General features: G+C 63.0%; 14 protein-coding genes. 9 read left to right on the top strand and 5 right to left on the bottom strand.

Translation table 11 applies throughout. From position 1 onward, the window contains the following. Positions 1-271 precede the first annotated feature (271 nt). Positions 272-2,119, top strand: a complete 1,848-nt coding sequence (locus ACZ0BA_RS10065) for a carbohydrate-binding module family 20 domain-containing protein (protein ID WP_463451139.1) — start codon at positions 272-274, stop codon at positions 2,117-2,119. Between the two features lie 6 nt (positions 2,120-2,125). On the opposite strand, the gene ACZ0BA_RS10060 is transcribed toward ACZ0BA_RS10065, so the two are convergent. The 5 genes from ACZ0BA_RS10060 to ACZ0BA_RS10040 form a co-directional block, all read right to left on the bottom strand. After that, a complete protein-coding gene (locus ACZ0BA_RS10060; RefSeq protein ID WP_463451138.1) occupies positions 2,126-2,455 on the bottom strand; it encodes a DUF2288 domain-containing protein in 330 nt (109 codons plus the stop codon). Positions 2,456-2,467: 12 nt separating this feature from the next. After that, positions 2,468-3,157, bottom strand: a complete 690-nt coding sequence (locus tag ACZ0BA_RS10055; RefSeq protein ID WP_463451137.1) for an RES family NAD+ phosphorylase — start codon at positions 3,155-3,157, stop codon at positions 2,468-2,470. Then, entirely contained in the window at positions 3,158-3,595 is a 438-nt protein-coding gene (locus ACZ0BA_RS10050; RefSeq protein ID WP_209712617.1) for an antitoxin Xre/MbcA/ParS toxin-binding domain-containing protein, read from the bottom strand. Positions 3,596-3,730: 135 nt separating this feature from the next. Next, on the bottom strand, positions 3,731-5,425 hold the full coding sequence (recJ, locus tag ACZ0BA_RS10045; protein ID WP_463451136.1) for a single-stranded-DNA-specific exonuclease RecJ: 1,695 nt from the start codon (positions 5,423-5,425) through the stop codon (positions 3,731-3,733). After that, positions 5,422-6,498 (bottom strand): hypothetical protein, encoded by a 1,077-nt coding sequence (locus ACZ0BA_RS10040; protein ID WP_463451135.1) that lies wholly within the window; start codon positions 6,496-6,498, stop codon positions 5,422-5,424. The genes recJ and ACZ0BA_RS10040 overlap by 4 nt, the downstream gene beginning before the upstream one ends. 297 nt (positions 6,499-6,795) lie before the next feature. Between ACZ0BA_RS10040 and ACZ0BA_RS10035 the strand changes: the two genes are divergently transcribed. The 8 genes from ACZ0BA_RS10035 to ACZ0BA_RS10000 all read left to right on the top strand — a co-directional run bounded on the left by ACZ0BA_RS10035 (position 6,796) and on the right by ACZ0BA_RS10000 (position 18,319). Continuing rightward, positions 6,796-11,592 (top strand): SdrD B-like domain-containing protein, encoded by a 4,797-nt coding sequence (locus tag ACZ0BA_RS10035; protein WP_463451134.1) that lies wholly within the window; start codon positions 6,796-6,798, stop codon positions 11,590-11,592. Positions 11,593-11,654: 62 nt separating this feature from the next. Further along, the gene (locus tag ACZ0BA_RS10030) at positions 11,655-12,347 is read left to right on the top strand and encodes a PEP-CTERM sorting domain-containing protein (protein WP_463451133.1); all 693 of its coding nucleotides are present in this window, start codon (positions 11,655-11,657) and stop codon (positions 12,345-12,347) included. 130 nt (positions 12,348-12,477) lie between these two features. Continuing rightward, positions 12,478-13,743 carry a lipoprotein-releasing ABC transporter permease subunit gene (locus tag ACZ0BA_RS10025; protein ID WP_463451132.1) on the top strand — a complete coding sequence of 422 codons (1,266 nt, stop codon included), beginning with the start codon at positions 12,478-12,480 and terminating at the stop codon, positions 13,741-13,743. Between the two features lie 94 nt (positions 13,744-13,837). Further along, positions 13,838-15,103: a lipoprotein-releasing ABC transporter permease subunit gene (locus ACZ0BA_RS10020; RefSeq protein ID WP_463451131.1), complete on the top strand. Its 1,266-nt coding sequence runs from the start codon at positions 13,838-13,840 to the stop codon at positions 15,101-15,103. Continuing rightward, positions 15,096-15,803: a lipoprotein-releasing ABC transporter ATP-binding protein LolD gene (gene lolD / locus ACZ0BA_RS10015; RefSeq protein ID WP_463451130.1), complete on the top strand. Its 708-nt coding sequence runs from the start codon at positions 15,096-15,098 to the stop codon at positions 15,801-15,803. The genes ACZ0BA_RS10020 and lolD overlap by 8 nt, the downstream gene beginning before the upstream one ends. A gap of 4 nt (positions 15,804-15,807) precedes the next feature. Then, on the top strand, positions 15,808-16,593 hold the full coding sequence (locus ACZ0BA_RS10010; protein WP_463451129.1) for a TatD family hydrolase: 786 nt from the start codon (positions 15,808-15,810) through the stop codon (positions 16,591-16,593). A gap of 151 nt (positions 16,594-16,744) precedes the next feature. Continuing rightward, the gene (locus tag ACZ0BA_RS10005; protein ID WP_463451128.1) at positions 16,745-17,545 is read left to right on the top strand and encodes a CsgG/HfaB family protein; all 801 of its coding nucleotides are present in this window, start codon (positions 16,745-16,747) and stop codon (positions 17,543-17,545) included. Between the two features lie 45 nt (positions 17,546-17,590). After that, complete coding sequence (locus ACZ0BA_RS10000; RefSeq protein ID WP_463451127.1) at positions 17,591-18,319, top strand: PEP-CTERM sorting domain-containing protein; 729 nt, start codon at positions 17,591-17,593, stop codon at positions 18,317-18,319. Positions 18,320-18,498: the final 179 nt, after the last annotated feature.

The raw sequence follows: 18,498 nt of genomic DNA, 5'->3' as shown, positions 1-18,498 counted from the left end.
TCCGTTTTTATTGGTGTGTACAGCCACCTCATGCTGTGCCACAGACCAGCGCCCGTCTAATGACTTTTTTCGCATGGTTGATATTCCTATCTGTATCGCGACTACAAATATATATGTAGTCGACTTACAATTAGCACGGCGCCATTGGAGAAAATTCTTAAAGTTTCAGTTGATGTTTACTGTAGTTCTGCTACATTTTGTTCGGGAGACAGCATTTCCCCAAACATAACGATAAGGACACATGATGATCGATTCGACACAACGCAGTCTGATGAAATCCCTATGCGCCGCCGGCTTGCTGAGCGGTCTGATGGCCGTTCCGGCGCATGCGGCACTGAACGCACCCGATACCTCGGTGCAAATGTTCCGCTGGAAGTGGAACGACATCGCCAAGGAGTGCACCAACTGGCTGGGTCCACAGGGTTACGGCGCGGTGCAGGTATCGCCGCCGACGGCTGCCGCCAGCCTGGGAACCTGGTGGGATGTCTACCAGCCGGTCAACTTCAATTCGCTCAAGAGCGGTATGGGTACCGAGGCCGAGTTCCAGGCCATGGTCAACACCTGCCATGCGGCCAAGGTGCGTATCTACGCCGATGTGGTGGTGAACCACGTTGCGGCCGGCGCTGGCACCGCGACCGACGGCTCGACTTGGAATTCGACGTCGCTGACCTATCCCTTCTTCAGCGGCAGCGACTTCCACCCGGCCTGCGATATCGCCGGTGGCGACTACGGTTCGCCGGGTAATCGCAACAATGTGATGTTCTGCCGCCTGAGCGGCCTGCCGGATCTGAAGACGGAAAGCGCGTACGTGCAAGGCCAGGTGAAAACCTATCTGAATAAGCTGGTGTCGATGGGCGTGGACGGCTTGCGCTTCGATGCGGCCAAGCATATGCAGCCTTCCGATATCCAGGCCATCATGAGCGGCGTGACGCAGACCACCACCTCCGGCGAGCCGCTGTGGGTGACGCAGGAGGTTATCCCGGACAGCAACGTGGTGAGATCGAGCTACTTCGCCGGCGGTACGCTCAACGAGTTCCAATACACGTACGCGATCAAGGCCGTGTTCCGCAATGAGAACGGCGCCAGCCTGTCGCAGATCCGCACCATCATGGGCACGCCGGGCAATTGGGGCGGTACGTGGGGCTTCATCCCGAGCGAAAAGGCGACGGTGTTCGTCAATAACTGGGACACGGAGCGTAACAACAGCTCCCTGGTGGCCAGCAATTACGTCACCGGTTCGCCCAACGACACGCAGGGCACCAAACGCTACGACCTGGCCAATATCTTCATGCTGGCGTGGCCGTATGGCGCGGCGCAGCTGCATTCGGGCTTCCGCTTCACCAGCTACGATCAGGGGCCACCGAGCGCCAGCCCGTTCGACGCGGCCGGCGCGCCGCTGATCAACCAGCAGTGGGACTTTATCCACCGCTGGAGCGACATCTCCAACATGGTCGCCTTCCGCGCGGTGACGTCCGGGCAGGGCGTGGACAACTTCACCAACGGCACCGGCAACCAGATCGCCTTCGGCCGTGGCGCCAAAGGCTACGTCGCGATCAATAACGATGGCGCGGCGTGGAACGCATCGCTACAAACGCAGCTGCCTGCCGGGACCTATTGCAACGTAGTGCATGGACAGCTGAACGCGGCGGGCACCGCCTGCACCAGCGACAGCGTGACCGTCGGCGGCAATGGCGTGATCAGCGTGAGCATTCCTGGCAACGGCGGTTCGGTCGTGCCGGCGGTGGCGCTGCACATCAACCAGAGAGTTGGCGGCGGCGGTGGTGGCGGCAGCTGCACCACGGTGCCGGTGACCTTCCGCGTGGAGAACGCCAACACGGTGGTCGGGCAGAACGTTTATGTGGTCGGCAACCGCGCGGAGCTGGGCAACTGGGTGCAGGGCGCCGGCAACCAGCTGACCATCGAAGGCAGCGGCGCCAACGTGCCATGGTCGCGTACCTTCCAGCTGCCGCCGGCGACCGCCATCCAGTACAAGTTCATGAAGTACGGCGTGAGCACCGTATGGGAGAGCAACCAGTCCAGCGCCAGCGGCAATCGCGAGGCGACCACGCCGGCCTGCGGCGGTTCGCTGACACTCGATGGAGGAAGCTTCAGGTTTTAGGCGGTTTTAATGCACGCTGGCCGGTACCGCTTTTTCCTGCTGCACGAGGATGAACGGGCTGACGACGACCGCCCATAGTTCGGCGTTGGCTTCCAGCCAGTCCTGCGCCTGCTCGTCGCTGACGCGCGCGAGCAGGCCGGCGTTCATCCATTGGCTGATGTTGGCCTTGTCGTCGTGCGAGATGCGCACGGCCACATCGACCAGGTCGAGCGAGTTGGCGATCCACACCACGTTGCCGGCGGCGAAATGCTTGAGCAGTTCGGTCCACGGCAGGCGGGCGGTCTCGCGGTTGACTTTGAGGCGCAGTTCAGTATCGTTTTCGGGTTTGGTTTGCATGGTAAAAATGAGTCAGATAATCTCGATGGTCGGTTCCGGGCTGCCTTGCCATGTCAGGCGATAGGCGGCGCCTTTGCGCACGTTGCCCACCAGCGCGGGGCGGAAGCAGGCCAGGTTGGTGCCGCCCGGGCGCCGCACGCTCGGGTAGATGATGCCGAGCGAGCCGCCGTCGAGCAGGCGTTCGGCCAGTGTCTGCGATTCGATGTAGCTGGCCGGCGACAGGCAGGCGTCGTAGCGCGGCTGGCCGCGCAGATCGTGGAAGGTGGCGGTGAAGTCGGCCAGCATGCATTGATACTGCACGCTGTCGTCGAAGCGGTTGATCTCCGCGTATTCCACCGCCTTGTGAAAGCTGATTTCCGCCAGCGCCGTCTCGACGTCGAAAGCGCAGTACCATGCACCGCGCCGGCCGTCGTTGAAGCGGCTGCCCTGCGGGTGCGCGTAGGTGAAGGCGGCGTTCACGATGCGGAAGTTCGGCACGCCGAACACCAGTTCATCGACGTTGATGCCGGCCGAGCCGCCGTTTTGCGTGCGCAGGCGCGCATTGGTGGCGTTATCGAGGTCGAACAGGTCGCGCAGCATGTCGTCGCTGTCGGCCAGCGGCGAGAGCACGGAATCCTCCAGGTCGGCGAACCGGGATGGCAGCAAACGGCAAGTGTCGAACTGGCGCAGCGTGGTAAGGGGTGGAATCAGGCTGACCGGCACTTACAGTCCTCCACGGCGCGCATCTAATAATTGACGCACGGTTTGCATCGCCAGCAGGCCGCCGCCCAGCATGTATGCCAGCGGCGTGCGGCCTTCAAAAATCTGGTTGTTGTTGGGCAGGTTGACCCATTCGTCGGCGAGCTTGTCGCCGTAGATGATGTGCAGCGCCTTGTAGATACCCAGCAGGTAGGAGATGCGGGTGATGCAGTCCACCTCCAGCGTGCGCTCCGGGTTCTTTTTCCATTCGTACAGGGCACTGCTCGACAGCCCGCCCAACAGCTGGCGGGCGTCCTCGTCGCGCACGTGCCACGTGCCGACGAGTTTGAAAAAGCCTTTGAGGGCCGACTTGGACAAGCGCTCGCGCTCGGCCTTGGCGTTCAGGTCCACCAGAACGGTTGGCTCGAAGCGGCTGCGAGGGTAAGCATAGGTCAGATTCATAGATCCTCCGGTAATGGAGTACTTATACTCCTTTTTCGGATGGATTGCAATCGGGGAGTGTGTTTCGCTAGCGTTGTTGGCGGCTCGTGGCGAATTACGCGCTCTGCGCTAATCCGCCCCACGTTTCCGCTCCGTTCACGCCGGCTCGGCGTGCTCCACTAGAAGTTGCACTTTTGTTACGCCATTGTATTCGTTGGCGTCCAGCCGGAAAGCGACTTTGGCGCGCTCGCCCAGTGAATCGACATGGCCGAACCAGATCGCATCGTAGCGGGCGCCGTTCTTTTCCAGCAGCAGTTTAAGGTGGCGCTCTTTTAATATCCGCTGGCTGACAACGCGGAATTCGTCGCAGAACACCGGCGGCGCGAAGCCCTGGCCCCACACCTGGCCGGCCATCAGGTCGATGAAGGAGGTGGTGTAGTAGGCGTCCTCCAGCGGACCGTCGGTTTCGATGATGCGCTCGAGCTGCTGTTTGCTCAGCCACGCCTGGCCGACCTCCTCGAAGGCGGCGGCAAAGGCGTCGAAGGCGTCCGCGCGCAGGGTCAGTCCGGCCGCCATCGCGTGGCCGCCGAACTTGTCGATCAGGCTCGGCGCCTTCTTGTAGACCAGGTCGAGCGCGTCGCGCAGGTGAAAGCCGGGGATGGACCGGCCCGACCCCTTGATCCAGCCGTCGGCGCCTGGCGCGAAGGTGATCGTCGGCCGGAAGAACTTTTCCTTGAGCCGCGAGGCGACGATGCCGATCACGCCCTGGTGCCAGGAGTCGTCGAATACGCAGATGGTGCTGCTGTTGGCAGGCTCGAAGGCGTCCAGGTGCAGCAGCGCGGTGTCCTGCATTTCGGCTTCGATCTCGCGCCGTTTGAGGTTGATTTCATTGAGCCGCTGCGCCAGTTCCCAGGCGCGGCCCTCGTCGTCGGTGATCAGGCATTCGATCCCGAGCGACATGTCCTCCAGGCGCCCGGCCGCGTTCAGACGCGGACCTAGCGCGAAACCGAGGTCGAACGGGCTGGCGGTGCGCGGTTCGCGACCGGCGACGCGGAACAGCGCGGCGACGCCGGCGTGCATGCGGCCGGCGCGCATGCGCTTGAGCCCTTGCGCCACCAGGATGCGGTTGTTCGGGTCCAGCCGCACCACGTCGGCGACGGTGCCCAGCGCCACCAGGTCGAGCAGGTTATCCAGCTTTGGCTGCGGCTGCGTTTCGTAGGCGCCGCGTTTGCGGAATTCGGCGCGCAACGCCAGCAGCACGTAGAACACCACGCCGACGCCGGCGATATGCTTGCTCGGGAAGCCGCATTCGGGCTGGTTCGGATTGATGATCACACGCGCGGCCGGAAGGGTATCCGCCGGCAGGTGGTGGTCGGTGACGACCACTTCGATGCCGCGCCGGTTCGCTTCCGCCACGCCGTCGATGCTGGCGATGCCGTTATCGACGGTGATGATGATGTCGGGCTGCTTCTCGCGCGCCGTCAGTTCCACGATTTCCGGCGTCAGGCCGTAGCCGTACTCGAAGCGGTTGGGGACGATGAAGTCGATGTTGGCGCCCATGGCGCGCAGGCCGCGCAGCGCGACCGCGCAGGCGGTGGCGCCGTCGCAGTCGTAGTCGGCCACGATGACCATGCGTTTGCCGGCGGCGATGGCGTCGGCCAGGAACACGGCGGCGGCGCCGATGTGCAGCAGGCCCGAAGGCGGAATCATCGCCGTCAGCTCGCTCGACAAATCCTTGATGTCGGTCAGGCCGCGCGCCGCGTACAGGCGCGCCAGCACCGGGTGGATGCCTCCCTGGCGCAGCATTTCGGATTCGCGGTAAGGGTAGGGACGGGTGGCGATACGGGTCATGTGCGGACGGTGCTCAATAAAGTGTTCAGGTTTTGCTTGCGCCAGAACTTACGCTGGGCGAGTTTGGTGCTCGCTACCGTCATCCAGTTGTGACGGTGGCTGAGCACCAGGGTGACGCGGCCGACGCGGCCCTCTTTGAGCGCGGCCAGCAGCGGCGCGAACCACTCCTGCTCCAGGCGCTGCATGCGGGCCAGCCAGTCGGCCCAGTCGCCGGTTTGCGCCGACGGAATCAGCTCCGCCAGCACGGCGGTGACGGCGGCGCCGTTGGCGGCATCGGCAATCAGCCGCGCGGCCTCCGGCGCGCGCCGCTCGGGCGCGGCCAGCGCCTGCATCCAGGACGGCGCGCCGGCGCTGGCCACCCACAGCGGCGTCGCCGCCGGGGTAACGGGCGCGGAGCCGCCCCACAGCCAGAACGAATTGACCTGTTGCAGGCCGCGTTCGTGACGCGCTTCGTTGACCGGGTGCTCGTGCCACAGCATCTGGATCTCGTTTTGCAGCTTGCGGTAATCGCGCGCGCGCTCGCCCTCCGGCACCCAGTCGCTAATGTATTGAGTGGTGGCTGCGTCCGGCGAGGCGGTGCGCAGGCCGGACCAGTCGTCGGCGCGCGTGAACCACAACCCCGGCGTCGCGTACAGCAGCGGCTTGCCCAGTTCCTCGAAGTAGGGGCGGGCGATGTCGTACAGGCTGCGCGATTCGTCCTCGGTCAGCTGCAGCGCGCGCGGGTCCGACAGCAGCGAGTGGGTTCGTGAGATCTGGATATTCGCCGGCTGCACCACGAACCAGTGGCCGCTCGCAGCCGCCGTGGCCAGCTCCGGGCCGCAGCCGCGCATGGCGGCGGTGGCCACCGGGGCGCCGGTATCGGGGCGATCGGGCGCGGGCGCCAGGCCGAGCGCATGGCTCAGCCATGCCTCATGCGGCAGCACGCGGCTGTTGTTGTCGAAAATGGCGGTATTGGCATCGCTGTGGCGCGACAACAATGCCGCCAGGGCGGGAGTTTGCAGGGCGCGGATCAGGTCGCGCGCCATCTCCGCAGGGGGTAGCGCGTAAGGCAGAACAAGGGTGATTTCAGTCATCCCGAGATTGTAGGGCATTGCGGCGGAGGACGAAAAAATCTTTCGACCAAAATATCCATCAGGTTGTCAAGAATTAAATACAACATTCCAAGAAGATATTGAAAATAAAATCACTGTAGTGGACAAAAATCAATTGTCTAAAGCAAAATTGATATGTAATATGAGCAACTTAAATGATTTGCAGGCATCACTTAACGTCCGTGTATGCCTCCGCGAGCAGCGCCGCCGATCACCTAGACCACGTGATAGCAGCCGCTCAGCTACTCAACTCCTAAAAGAATTAGAAGGCACTACGACATGAGTTCGATTAACCTTGCTACCACTATTCACATTTGCGAAGATACCGAAGGTAATTTCGATGTACGCGACATTTTGTCCGCAGCCGGTTACGCGGCCACGTCCTCGCTGAACGTGAGCGCCATGTACGTGATGCTGCCGGACGGCACCACGTCGACCAAGAACACCCCTTTGTTCGGCAAGGTTGATGCCGACACCATTTATATCCGTCCGGGCCAGTGGCATGCCGACTACAACGGCAAGTTCACCACCATCGAATTCGTGGTCGACCAGGGCGGCGGCAATACCGTGACGATGACGCTGCAAGTGATCGTCGATCCGGTCAACGACGCGCCCACCGCCGCCAACAAGACCTTTAATCTGGACAACGGCAACGCCGTGGTGCTGTCGCAGGGCGACTTCGGTTTCGTTGACGCGGTCGAGCACGACGCCTTCCAGTCCGTCATCGTCACCTCGTTGCCGACCGCCGGCAAATTGCTGCTCAATGGCGTGGCCATCGCCGCCAACACCGAGGTGTCGGCCGCCGACATCGCCGCCGGCAAGCTTGCCTTCGAGCCGAGCCAGAGCACGTCGGGCAGTTTCGACATCGGCTTCAAGGTTCGCGACGCGGGCGGTCTGGTCGGCTGCGGCGCTGCCGACACCAGCGCCACGCCAAACTACCTGACCTTCAAGGTGCCGCAAGCGCATCTGGGCGATTTCGTATGGGAAGACGGCAACGGTAACGGCGTGCAGGACGCAGGCGAGGCCGGCATCGGCAATGTCGTCGTCGAGCTCAAGGACGGCGCCGGTAAAGTCGTCGCCAGCACCACCACGGACGCCTCCGGCCAATACCACTTCGACGTCGACGCCGGCACCTATTCGGTGTCGGTCAAGGCGCCGGCCGGCTTCAAGCCGGTCGGCCAGGACCAGGGCGGCAACGACGCCACCGACAGCGACATCGACGCCGCCGGCAGCACCGGCGCTATCGCGCTGACCCCGGGGGAGACCAACAACAAGGCCGACGCCGGCCTGTACCGCGCGGCATCGCTGGGCGACACCGTCTGGTACGACACCAACCGCAACGGCAGCCAGGACGCCGGCGAAGCGGGCGTGGCGGGCGTGCGCGTCACCTTGCTCGACGCCAGCGGCAACCCTGTCGGCGCCGCCGTCACCACGGACGCCAACGGCCACTACCAGTTCAACGACCTCAAACCGGGCACTTACAGCGTTCAGTTCGACAAGACCAGCCTGCCGGCGCACCATCTGTTCACCGCCCAGGGCCAGGGCAGCGACGCCGCCCTCGATTCGAACGCCGACACCACCACCGGCCAGACCGCGCAAGTGACTTTGGTCTCGGGCGACAGCAACCAGACCCTGGACGCCGGCATCGTCGCCGAGCGCGCCACCCTGGGCGACCGCGTGTGGGAAGACAGCAACGGCAACGGCGTGCAGGACGCGGGCGAAGCCGGCCTGGTTGGCGTCAACGTCGAGTTGCGCGACGCCAGCGGCAACGTGGTCGCCACCACCACCACCGGCGCCGACGGCAACTACAGCTTCACCGTCGATGCCGGCCAGTACAAGATCGCCGTCACCGCGCCAGCCGGCATGACCGTCACCGGCCAGAACGCCGGCGCCAACACGGCCGCCGACAGCGATATCGATGCTTCCGGCCTGAGCGGCCTGGTCACCCTGACTCCGGGCCAGGTCGACAACACCGTTGACGCCGGCCTGTACCGCGCCGCGTCGCTGGGCGACCGCGTCTGGCTCGACGCCAACCGCAACGGCGTGCAGGATGCCGGCGAAGCGGGCGTGGCCGGCGTCAAGGTCACCTTGCTCGATGGCAGCGGCAATCCGGTCGGCGCCAGCGCCACCACCGACGCCAACGGCGGCTACAGCTTCACCAACCTCAAGCCGGGCACCTACAGCGTGCAGTTCGACAAGGCCACCTTGCCAGCCGGCCATACCTTCACGGCCGCCGACCAGGGCGGCAACGACGCCACCGACTCCGACGCCAACGCCGCCACCGGCGCCAGCGCGCAAGTCACGCTGGTTTCCGGCGCCAACAACGTCGATCTCGACGCCGGCGTGGTCGTGGTCCAGGCCAAGCTGGGCGATACCGTCTGGGAAGACAAGAACGCCAACGGCGTGCAGGACAGCGGCGAGGCGGGCATCGGCAACGTGACCGTCGAGCTCAAGGACGCCAGCGGCAAAGTGGTGCAAACCACCAGCACCGACGCGGCCGGCCGCTACAACTTTACCGCCGATCCTGGCAGCTACACCGTGTCGGTCAAGGCCCCGGCCGGCTACATCTTCACCGGCAAGGACGCCGGCGCGGACGACGCCAGGGACAGCGATGTCGGCGCCACCGGCCAGACCGACGCGATCACGCTGAACGCGGGCGACGTCAACAACACCGTCGATGCCGGCCTGTACAAAAACGCCAGCGTGGGCGACCGCGTCTGGCTCGACACCAACAAGAACGGCGTGCAAGACAGCGGCGAAGCGGGCGTGTGCAACGTCAAGGTCAGCCTGTTCGACGCCGACGGCAAGCAGGTCGGCGCCAGCGTCACCACCGACGCCAGCGGCAATTATCAGTTCAGCAACCTCAAGCCGGGCAACTACAGCGTCGTGTTCGACAAGGCAAGCCTGCCGGAAGGCATGGCCTTCACCAGCGCCAACCAGGGCGCCAACGACGCCGTCGACTCCGACGTCAACGCCGCCGGCCAGTCGCACACCTTCACGTTGACTTCCGGCCAGGTCGACAAGACCGTCGACGCCGGCGTATTGGCGGCCGCCACCATCGGCGACCGCGTCTGGATCGACAATAACGGCAACGGTCTGCAGGACAGCGGCGAAGCGGGCAAGGCCGGCGTCACCGTCGAATTGCGCGACAACGGCGGCAAGGTGCTCAAGACCACCACCACCGACAACAGCGGCAACTACAAGTTCAGCGTCGAGGCCGGCACCTATTCGGTCGCCATCAAGACTCCGACCGGCTACACCGTCACCACGCAAAAGATCGGCAGCAACAACGCCACCGACAGCGATGCCGACGCCAGCGGCAACCTCGGCAGCGTGACCGTCACCGCCGGCCAGAACGTCACCACCATGGACGCGGGTATCTATCAGAAGGGCAGCATCGGCGACAAGGTCTGGTTCGACACCAACGGCGACGGCATCCAGCAAAGCGGCGAAGCCGGCGCCAAGGGCGTGGGCGTGACCTTGCTGAACGAGAAAAACGTGGTCGTCGGCACCACCACCACCGACGCCAGCGGCCTGTATTCGTTCGGCGACCTCGGTCCGGGCAAGTATTCGGTCAAGTTCGCGGCGGTCGACGGTTATCTGTTCACCAAGCAGAACCAGGGCGGCAGCGACAGCCTGGACTCGGACGTCGACAGCACCGGCAAGAGCGCGCAGATCACGCTGGCCTCCGGCGTCAACGACAAGACCCATGACGCCGGCCTGGTCAAGGTCTCCAGCATCGGCGACACCATCTGGGAAGACAGCAACTACAACGGCGTGCAGGACAAGGGCGAGCAGGGCGTCGATGGCGTCACCGTCAAGCTGTACGACGGCAACAACGTGCTCAAGGGCACCACCGTCACCCACGACGGCGGCCAATATCTGTTTGGCGGCCTGTCGGCCGGCAACTACAAGGTCGAAGTGGTCAAGGCCAACGGCTGGTTCTTCACCAAGGCCGACGTCGGCGACTACGCCACCGATTCGGATGTGACCAGCGTTGCCGGTAACACCGGTCGCACCGACGCGATCAGCCTGGCCGCCGGTGAGCAGATGCGCTCGGTCGACGTCGGCATCTACCGCAAGGGCAGTATCGGCGACAAGGTCTGGCGCGACGGCAACCACAACGGCGTGCAGGACAGTGGCGAGGAAGGCATCGGCGGCATCACCGTGTCGCTGTACGACACCGCCAACAACAAGCTGGGTACGGTCAAGACCGACACCAACGGCAACTACAAATTTGCCGATTTGACGCCAGGCAATTACTACCTGGTGTTCGACAAGTCCAACGTGCTGTTCAAGAACTACAACATGAACGACTGGAAGTGGGGCGTGAAGAACACCGGCAGTAACGACGCCATCGATTCGGACGTCAACGGCGACATGATTTCCAAGGTCAACGTCACCAAGACCGACACCATCAACCTGAGCTCGGGCGAGAACGATATGAGCTGGGACGCCGGCATCACGCCGATCGCGATCGATCTGAACGGCGACGGCATCCACACCATCGCCCGTGGCGACATGCACGGCAGCTTCGACCTGCTGGGCACCGGCAAGGCGATCCAGTCGGGCTGGCTGTCCAAGGCCGACGGTTTCCTGGCGATCGACAGCAATGGCAATGGCAGCATCGACAACATCAGCGAACTGTTCGGCGGCACCGGCAAGGGTTCGGGCTTCGCCAAGCTGGCCAGCTACGACAGCAACGCCGACGCCGTGGTCAACGCCTCGGATGCGCACTTTGCCAGTCTGTTGATCTGGCAAGACGCCAACAGCAACGGAAAAACCGACGCGGGCGAGCTCATTTCGCTGGCGGCCGCCGGGGTGACCGGGCTGAACGTCGGTTACACCGAGCTGCCTTTCCTCGACGCCAACAACAATCTGCACCTGGAGCGTAGCAGCGTCACGATGAGCAACGGCAAGACCGCCGACATGACCGACGTCTACTTCAACGTTGCCGCGTCCGACGCTGTCGCCGCCGGCGTGACCCTGCCGACCATGGCCGATCTGATGGCCGACAGCGCGCACCAAGTTCAACTGGTGGGCCAAAACCAGCAGTGCGAGCCAGCGTTCGCCTAAGTTTGTATCAGTTTCTCCCTAAGCCGTATAACGACATTTACTTTTATAGAAGAAAAAATATCATGCAAATCAAATTCACCGCCATCAAAGCAGCCATCCTTTCCGCATCCCTGGCACTGTCCGGCGCCGCATTCGCCAGCCAGACCTACACCACGACCGTTACCGCCGATGACGACAGCCTGGTAATCAACCTGGGCGGCAAGAACTTCGTCGACTCCATCGCCGTCGGCATTCCGGTGATCGAACTGAACAGTAGCCTCAGCGCGCAGAACAGTTTCCTGGCCTTCTGCGTCGAGCCAACCGTCGGCCTGCAAGGCAATGCCGTCTACACCGCTAGCCAGGCCGACGTGAAGAACAGCGTCAAGGCGCTGTACGAAACCTCGTACACCACTGCCATGCATGACAGCGTCAGCCAGAAGGCGTTTCAGATGGCGCTGTGGGAATTGGTGGCTGACGACGGCAATATCTACGCAGACAGCGGCAAGCAATACTTCGTCAGCGGCGGCAATAGCAGCGCCGACGCGGCATTCCAGATGCTGGACCTGGCCTCGAAGCACACGGTGCTGAGCAATATCTACACCTACACCAGCTTCACCGGCATCGGTTCGAACGGCCAGGCGTCGCAGCAATTGCTGGGCGTGGCGATGGCCGCACCGGTGCCGGAAGCGAGCACCTGGGCCATGCTTGGCCTGGGTCTGGGCCTGATCGGCTTCATGGGTCGCCGCAAGTCGGGTCAGGACGAAAAGTTCGCCTGATAGCTTGACCGTCGCGCCGCCGCTCCCCTGGCGGTGCGACGATTTCTCGCCGCAGTGGGGCGTTTCACCCATGGAATGCTATTTATATGGCAAACTTCGGGCTCACTTCAGTTGATCGCCCCGGTAGCCCATGAGTATAGTCAAGAATTTGCCGTTTGAATGGCTGGTCGGCCTGCGCTACACGCGCGCCGGCAAGCGTAGCGGCCGCAACAGTTTTATCTCCTTCATTTCCCTCATTTCCATGGCCGGCATCGGCCTCGGCACGGCCGCGCTGATCGTGGTGCTATCCGTGATGAATGGCTTCGAGAAAGAAGTGACCACCCGCATGCTATCGGTGCTGGCACACGTCGAGGTGTTCGACCTGCGCGGCAGCATGCCGAACTGGGAGCAACGCGCCCGCGTAGCGTCCGCCAACCCCGAGGTGCGCGCCGCCGCACCCTTCGTCGAGACCGAGGGCATGCTGATCCGCGACGATATCCTGCGCCCATCGGTCGTGCGCGGCGTATTGCCGTCCGCCGAGAAGAACGTTTCCGAGGTCGGTGAGCACATGCGTTCGGGCAGCCTCGACACGCTCAAAGCCGGTCAATTCAATATCGTGCTGGGTGCGGAGCTGGCCCGGGCGCTCAAGGTCGAGCTCGGCCAGACGGTGACCCTGGCCCGCGCGCAAGGGCCGGGCGCCGGCAACGCGATGCAGCCGCGCGTGCGTTCGCTGACGGTGACGGGGATTTTCGAGGTCGGCCACAATCAGTTCGACTCCGGCCTGGCGCTCATCAATATCAGCGATGCCGAGGAACTGGCCGGGCTGAGCGCGCCGTCCGGCCTGCGTCTGCGCCTGGCCAACATGCAGCGCGCGCCCGAGGTGGCGCGGCAGTTGAAGCAGTCGATGCCGGGAGATTTGTTCATGCGCGACTGGACCAGCGCCAATTCGACCTGGTTTGCCGCGGTGAAAAGCCAGAAGAACATGATGTTCATCATCCTGACCATGATTATCGCGGTCGCGGCCTTCAACCTGGTCGCGACGCTGGTGATGACCGTGACAGACAAGCAGGCCGATATCGCCATTTTGCGTACCTTGGGCGCTTCGCCGGCGTCGATCATGAAGATATTCATGATCCAGGGCGCGCTGACCGGCGTGCTGGGAACCGTCTTCGGCGTCGCGCTGGGGTCGCTGCTGGCGGTCAACATCCACATCATCGTACCGTTTATCGAAGGCTTGTTCGGGATGCATTTCCTGTCCAAGGATATTTACCTGATCAGTTCGGTGCCTTCCGACCTGCGCCTGTCCGATGTCACGCGCATTGGTATCGTTTCGGTGTTGCTGGCCTTCGTGGCGACGATTTATCCAAGCTGGCGCGGCGCCCGCGTCAAGCCGGCGCAGGCGCTGCGCTACGAGTGAGGCGCGCTGCTCCGGGCTCCGTGCTGCGCCGCACGCATGGAACGCTATTTATATGGCAAACTGCTGACTTCGCCGATTTTGTCCGCTGGAACACATGAGTATCATTAAGAATCTACCGTTTGAATGGCTGGTCGGCTTGCGCTACACGCGCGCCGGCAAGCGCAGCGGGCGTAACAGTTTTATCTCCTTTATCTCCCTGATTTCGATGGCGGGCATCGGCCTGGGCGTCGCCGCGCTGATCGTCGTGCTGTCGGTGATGAACGGCTTCCAGAAGGAAGTGACCGGCCGCATGCTGTCGGTGCTGGCGCACGTGGAGGTATTCGACCCGCGCGGCTCGATGCCGAACTGGCAGGCCGCCGCCGCCGAGGCGCGCAAGAATCCGGAGGTGATCGGCACCGCGCCGTTCGCCGAAACCCAGGGCATGCTGGTGCGCGACGATATCCTGCGCCCGGCCATCGTCCGTGGCGTGCTGCCGGAGCAGGAGCCGGACGTCTCCGACGTCGCCAAACAGACCCGCCGCGGCAGTTTCAGCGCGCTGCAGCCTGGCGCCTACAACATCGTGCTGGGAATCGAGCTGGCGCGCGCGCTGCGCGTCAACCTCGGCGAGAAGGTCACGCTGGCGCTGGCGCAGGGACAGGCCACGCCTGCCGGCATGCTGCCGCGCATGCGCTCGTTCAATGTGGTCGGCATTTTCGAGGCCGGCCACAACGAGTTCGACTCCGCGCTGGCCTTCGTACACCTGACCGACGCTGAAAAGCTGCTGCGTTTGGACGCGCCGGCCGGCCTGCGTCTGCGCCTGTCCGACATGAACCGCGCGCCGCAAGTGGCGGTGGATCTCGAGCGCACGATGCCCGGTCACCTGGTCATGCGCGACTGGTCCAAACTGAACGCCAACTGGTTCGCCGCCGTGCAGACCGAAAAGCGCATGATGTTTATCATCCTGACGTTGATCATCGCGGTCGCCGCCTTCAACCTGGTGTCCACGCTGGTGATGACGGTGACCGACAAGCAGGCCGATATCGCCATTTTGCGTACACTGGGCGCCTCGCCGCGCTCGGTCATGAAGATTTTCATGATCCAGGGCGCGCTGGTCGGCATCCTCGGCACCGTACTGGGCGTGGCCGGCGGCGTGCTGGTGGCGCTCAATATCGACATCATCGTGCCGTTTATCGAACATTTATTAGGAGTGCAGTTCTTGTCCAAGGATATTTACTACATCAGCGCCGTGCCGTCGGACCTGCGCTGGCCGGACGTTTTCAAGATCGGCGGCGTGGCCGTGGTGCTGGCCTTTGTCGCCACGATCTACCCAAGCTGGTGGGCCGCCCGCGTCAAACCTGCGGAGGCATTGCGCTATGAGTAATCCGACGAACAACCTGGAACCGGTGGTCCTGTCCTGCCGCAACCTGGGCAAGACCTTCACGCAGGGCAGCTACTCGGTCAAAGTGCTGGCCGGGATCGATATCGATGTACGGCGCGGCGAACGCGTGGCCATCGTCGGCGCCTCCGGCTCCGGTAAATCGACGCTGCTGCATCTGCTGGGCGGTCTCGATACGCCAAGCACCGGCAGCGTGACCCTGCTGGGCAAGGACTTCGCCAACCTGAGCGAAACGGCGCGCGGCGATCTGCGCAACGCGTCGCTGGGCTTTGTCTACCAGTTCCATCACCTGCTACCGGAGTTCTCCGCGCTGGACAACGTCGGCATGCCGCTGATGATACGCCGCGTCAAGCGCAGCGACGCGACCAGCGCAGCGGAACAAATCCTGGCCCGCGTGAATCTGGCCAAGCGCGTCACCCACGTGCCGGGCGAGTTGTCCGGTGGCGAACGTCAGCGCGTGGCCCTCGCGCGCGCACTGGTCACGCAGCCCGCCTGCGTGCTGGCCGACGAACCGACCGGCAACCTCGATCACGCCACCGCGCAGCAGATTTTCGATTTGATGCTGGAGCTGTCGCGCACCCTGGGCACGGCCTTCGTCATCGTCACCCACGATATCGAACTGGCGCGCCGCTGCGATCGCGTTCTTCGCCTGACCGACGAAGGTTTGAAACCCTACCAGGACTAATATCATGTGGATCGACACCCACTGCCACCTCGATGCGCACGAATTCGGCGACGAATCGGCCGAACAGGCGCGCAAGGCTAAGGAGCAGGGTGTCGGCATGATCGTCATCCCGGCGGTAGAGACGGCCAATTTCTCCATCGTCGCGCAGTTGGCGGCCAGCGTCGATAACGGCTGTTATGCGCTCGGCATCCACCCCATCTATGTCCCGAACGCGAAGGAAGACGATTTGCGCGTGCTGCGCGAGCAGGTCGAGGCGGCACTGTCGGATCCGCGCTTCGTGGCCCTGGGCGAGATCGGCCTGGACTTCTTCATCCCCATGTTGACCGATCCGGCGATGCGCGAGAAGCAGATCTTCTTCTTCCGCGAGCAGCTCAAGATCGCCCGCGATTTCGATCTGCCGGTGTTGATGCATGTGCGCCGCTCGCAGGACGTGGTGCTCAAGCATGTGCGCCAGATCCGGCCGGCCGGCGGCATCGCGCATGCGTTCAATGGCAGCTTTCAGCAGGCGCAGGGCTACATCGACCTGGGATTCAAGCTGGGTTTCGGTGGCGCCATGACCTTTACCCGCGCGCTGCAGATACGCCGCATGGCCGCCGAGCTGCCGCTGGAGGCGATCGTGCTGGAAACGGACGCGCCGGACATCTCACCCAGCTGGATACATCCGGGGCGTAACAGTCCCGATCAAATTCCCCGTATCGGCGCTGTCCTCGCCGAACTGCGCGGCATCAGCGTCGAGGAGGTGGCGTCGGCGACCACCGCCAACGCCAGACAATCACTTACACGCATCTAGAGACGGTTAAAGGCACAGAATCGCGCCTTGCGTGTTGCGATGCCTCAAATTTTGTGTAATTGACCACTGGTTGTTACATTTGGATAGAATTATTGATGAGTCCACAGTGCATAATCGCCAATATTTGCCTGTCAAAACTCACGGAATCCATATGAAACCAGACGTTCGCCTTGCCGCCGCCCTCCTGTTCGTTCCTGTCATGTGCTTCGCCGATACCAGCGAGGTGTCGGAGCGCCAAATCGACGTTCCCAAATGCAAAACTCCTGCGGCCAAAGTCGTCTTCACCGAATTCAAATGCAAGTCCGCCGATTGCTCGTCCGGCGCCGGCCAGCAGGACCCGCGCCAGTACCGCTGGTGGGAGCGTTCGGGCACCGTGGCGCAACCAAGCTACACCGGCGTGGGCACCGGCATGACCGAGATGCTGGCCACCGCGCTGACGCAGACCGGCTGCTTCGACGTGCAGGAGCGCGCCGAAATGGAGGAGATTAACAAGGAGCTGGCGCTGATCGGCAAAAAAGTCGAGGCCGAAGCGGCCGACTACATGATCACCGGCTCGATCACGTCGCTGGGCTTCGAACAGAGCTCCACCGGCCTGGGCGGCCTGAGCTTCCTCAAGGGCCCGCTGGGCATGCTGGCCGGCGCGGTCGATTACAAGAAATCCAAGGTCCACATGAACATGGACATCCGCGTGGTGGACGTCAAGCGCGCCAAGATCATCGCCTCCAAGACCTTCCAGGCCAATAACGAGAAGACCGGCTTCGGCGTTTCGGCGATGGGCTGGGGCGGCGGCACCGGGCTGGGTGGCAATCACGCCAGCATCAGCGGCTCGCCGCTGGAAGAGGTGGCGCGCGACCTGCTGGTGAAGTCGACGTCTTTCCTGACCGAGACCATCGCCGCAAAAAACATCAATGAGCGTATCGCGGTCAAGGCCACCGACGTCTCGCCAAAATAAGCGCGGCAGTTTCTTTTGCATGGTTTGCCCACACAGGGATGGAAAATGAAAAAACTGTTGGCTTGCGCGTTGAGCGGTTTGCTGCTGGCCGGCTCCGCTAGTGCGGAAATTTTGACCTACAGCTTCACCGGTACGGTTTTCGGTATTATGGAAGGCAACAGCGAAGACTGGTCATGGGTATCGAGCACCAGCTTGCCCGGCTACACGATCAGCGAGAACGGCGAGGTCCACGGCCAGTTCTGGATCGACACCGCACAGCCGCTATCCTGCGATGGCTCAGAAGGGCGCTCATGCCGCTACACGGTGCCCGGCGCCAGGACCGGCGTCAGCGCCACGCTCGCCGATGGCACAGTTGCGGGCCCGTCTGCCGCATCGGCGTCGGGCCACTTGAGCACCGGAGCGTCGCCTGATGTTCCGGACAACTGGTATATAGATAGCGCGAGCAATGATGGCCGCGTTGAGCAATGGAATTCAGTGCTTTTCGCCGCGCCGTTGGGCCAAAGCGTGATTGTAGACGGCAGCATCCCGTTATCGATGTTAACGCTCGAAAACAATCTTTTGTCACAGTTCTCTCTTTATTACCACGATCTCGCCAGTGACTCATACTCGCGCGTGCTGGGTAATTTGAACACAGTCACGCTGGTCCCCACGCCTGCCGTTCCCTCCGCAGTACCCGAACCGGAAACTTACACCATGCTCGGCGCCGGCTTCGCCTTGTTGGCGTTCTCGTTGCGGCGGCGCGCAGCCAAGACGGGCATGCTCGTCAGCCAGTAAGCGCAACAGTTTCTTTGGCACGCAACGAACGCCGGCAGGGTTATCCTGCCGGCGTTCTTGTTTGTTTGCAGAAAAGCTTAGGTTGATCCGGATCAAAGGCCGCATCGACTCCGTGTATCGCCTCCGCGACCTTGCATAGTATCGCTGTGTCGGCCGGAATGGCTCGCCGACTGTCGCGC

The organism is Duganella sp. AC917, assembly GCF_979258245.1.
This window is presented reverse-complemented; position numbering and strand designations above follow the sequence as displayed.

Coding starts and splice junctions, on each gene's coding strand:
- ACZ0BA_RS10060 (WP_463451138.1), bottom strand. CDS start 2,455: ATGCAAACCAAACCCGAAAACGATACTGAACTGCGCCTCAAAGTCAAC.
- ACZ0BA_RS10040 (WP_463451135.1), bottom strand. CDS start 6,498: ATGACTGAAATCACCCTTGTTCTGCCTTACGCGCTACCCCCTGCGGAG.
- recJ (WP_463451136.1), bottom strand. CDS start 5,425: ATGACCCGTATCGCCACCCGTCCCTACCCTTACCGCGAATCCGAAATG.
- ACZ0BA_RS10000 (WP_463451127.1), top strand. CDS start 17,591: ATGAAAAAACTGTTGGCTTGCGCGTTGAGCGGTTTGCTGCTGGCCGGC.
- ACZ0BA_RS10025 (WP_463451132.1), top strand. CDS start 12,478: ATGAGTATAGTCAAGAATTTGCCGTTTGAATGGCTGGTCGGCCTGCGC.
- ACZ0BA_RS10035 (WP_463451134.1), top strand. CDS start 6,796: ATGAGTTCGATTAACCTTGCTACCACTATTCACATTTGCGAAGATACC.
- ACZ0BA_RS10065 (WP_463451139.1), top strand. CDS start 272: ATGAAATCCCTATGCGCCGCCGGCTTGCTGAGCGGTCTGATGGCCGTT.
- ACZ0BA_RS10030 (WP_463451133.1), top strand. CDS start 11,655: ATGCAAATCAAATTCACCGCCATCAAAGCAGCCATCCTTTCCGCATCC.
- ACZ0BA_RS10020 (WP_463451131.1), top strand. CDS start 13,838: ATGAGTATCATTAAGAATCTACCGTTTGAATGGCTGGTCGGCTTGCGC.
- ACZ0BA_RS10050 (WP_209712617.1), bottom strand. CDS start 3,595: ATGAATCTGACCTATGCTTACCCTCGCAGCCGCTTCGAGCCAACCGTT.
- ACZ0BA_RS10005 (WP_463451128.1), top strand. CDS start 16,745: ATGAAACCAGACGTTCGCCTTGCCGCCGCCCTCCTGTTCGTTCCTGTC.
- lolD (WP_463451130.1), top strand. CDS start 15,096: ATGAGTAATCCGACGAACAACCTGGAACCGGTGGTCCTGTCCTGCCGC.
- ACZ0BA_RS10010 (WP_463451129.1), top strand. CDS start 15,808: ATGTGGATCGACACCCACTGCCACCTCGATGCGCACGAATTCGGCGAC.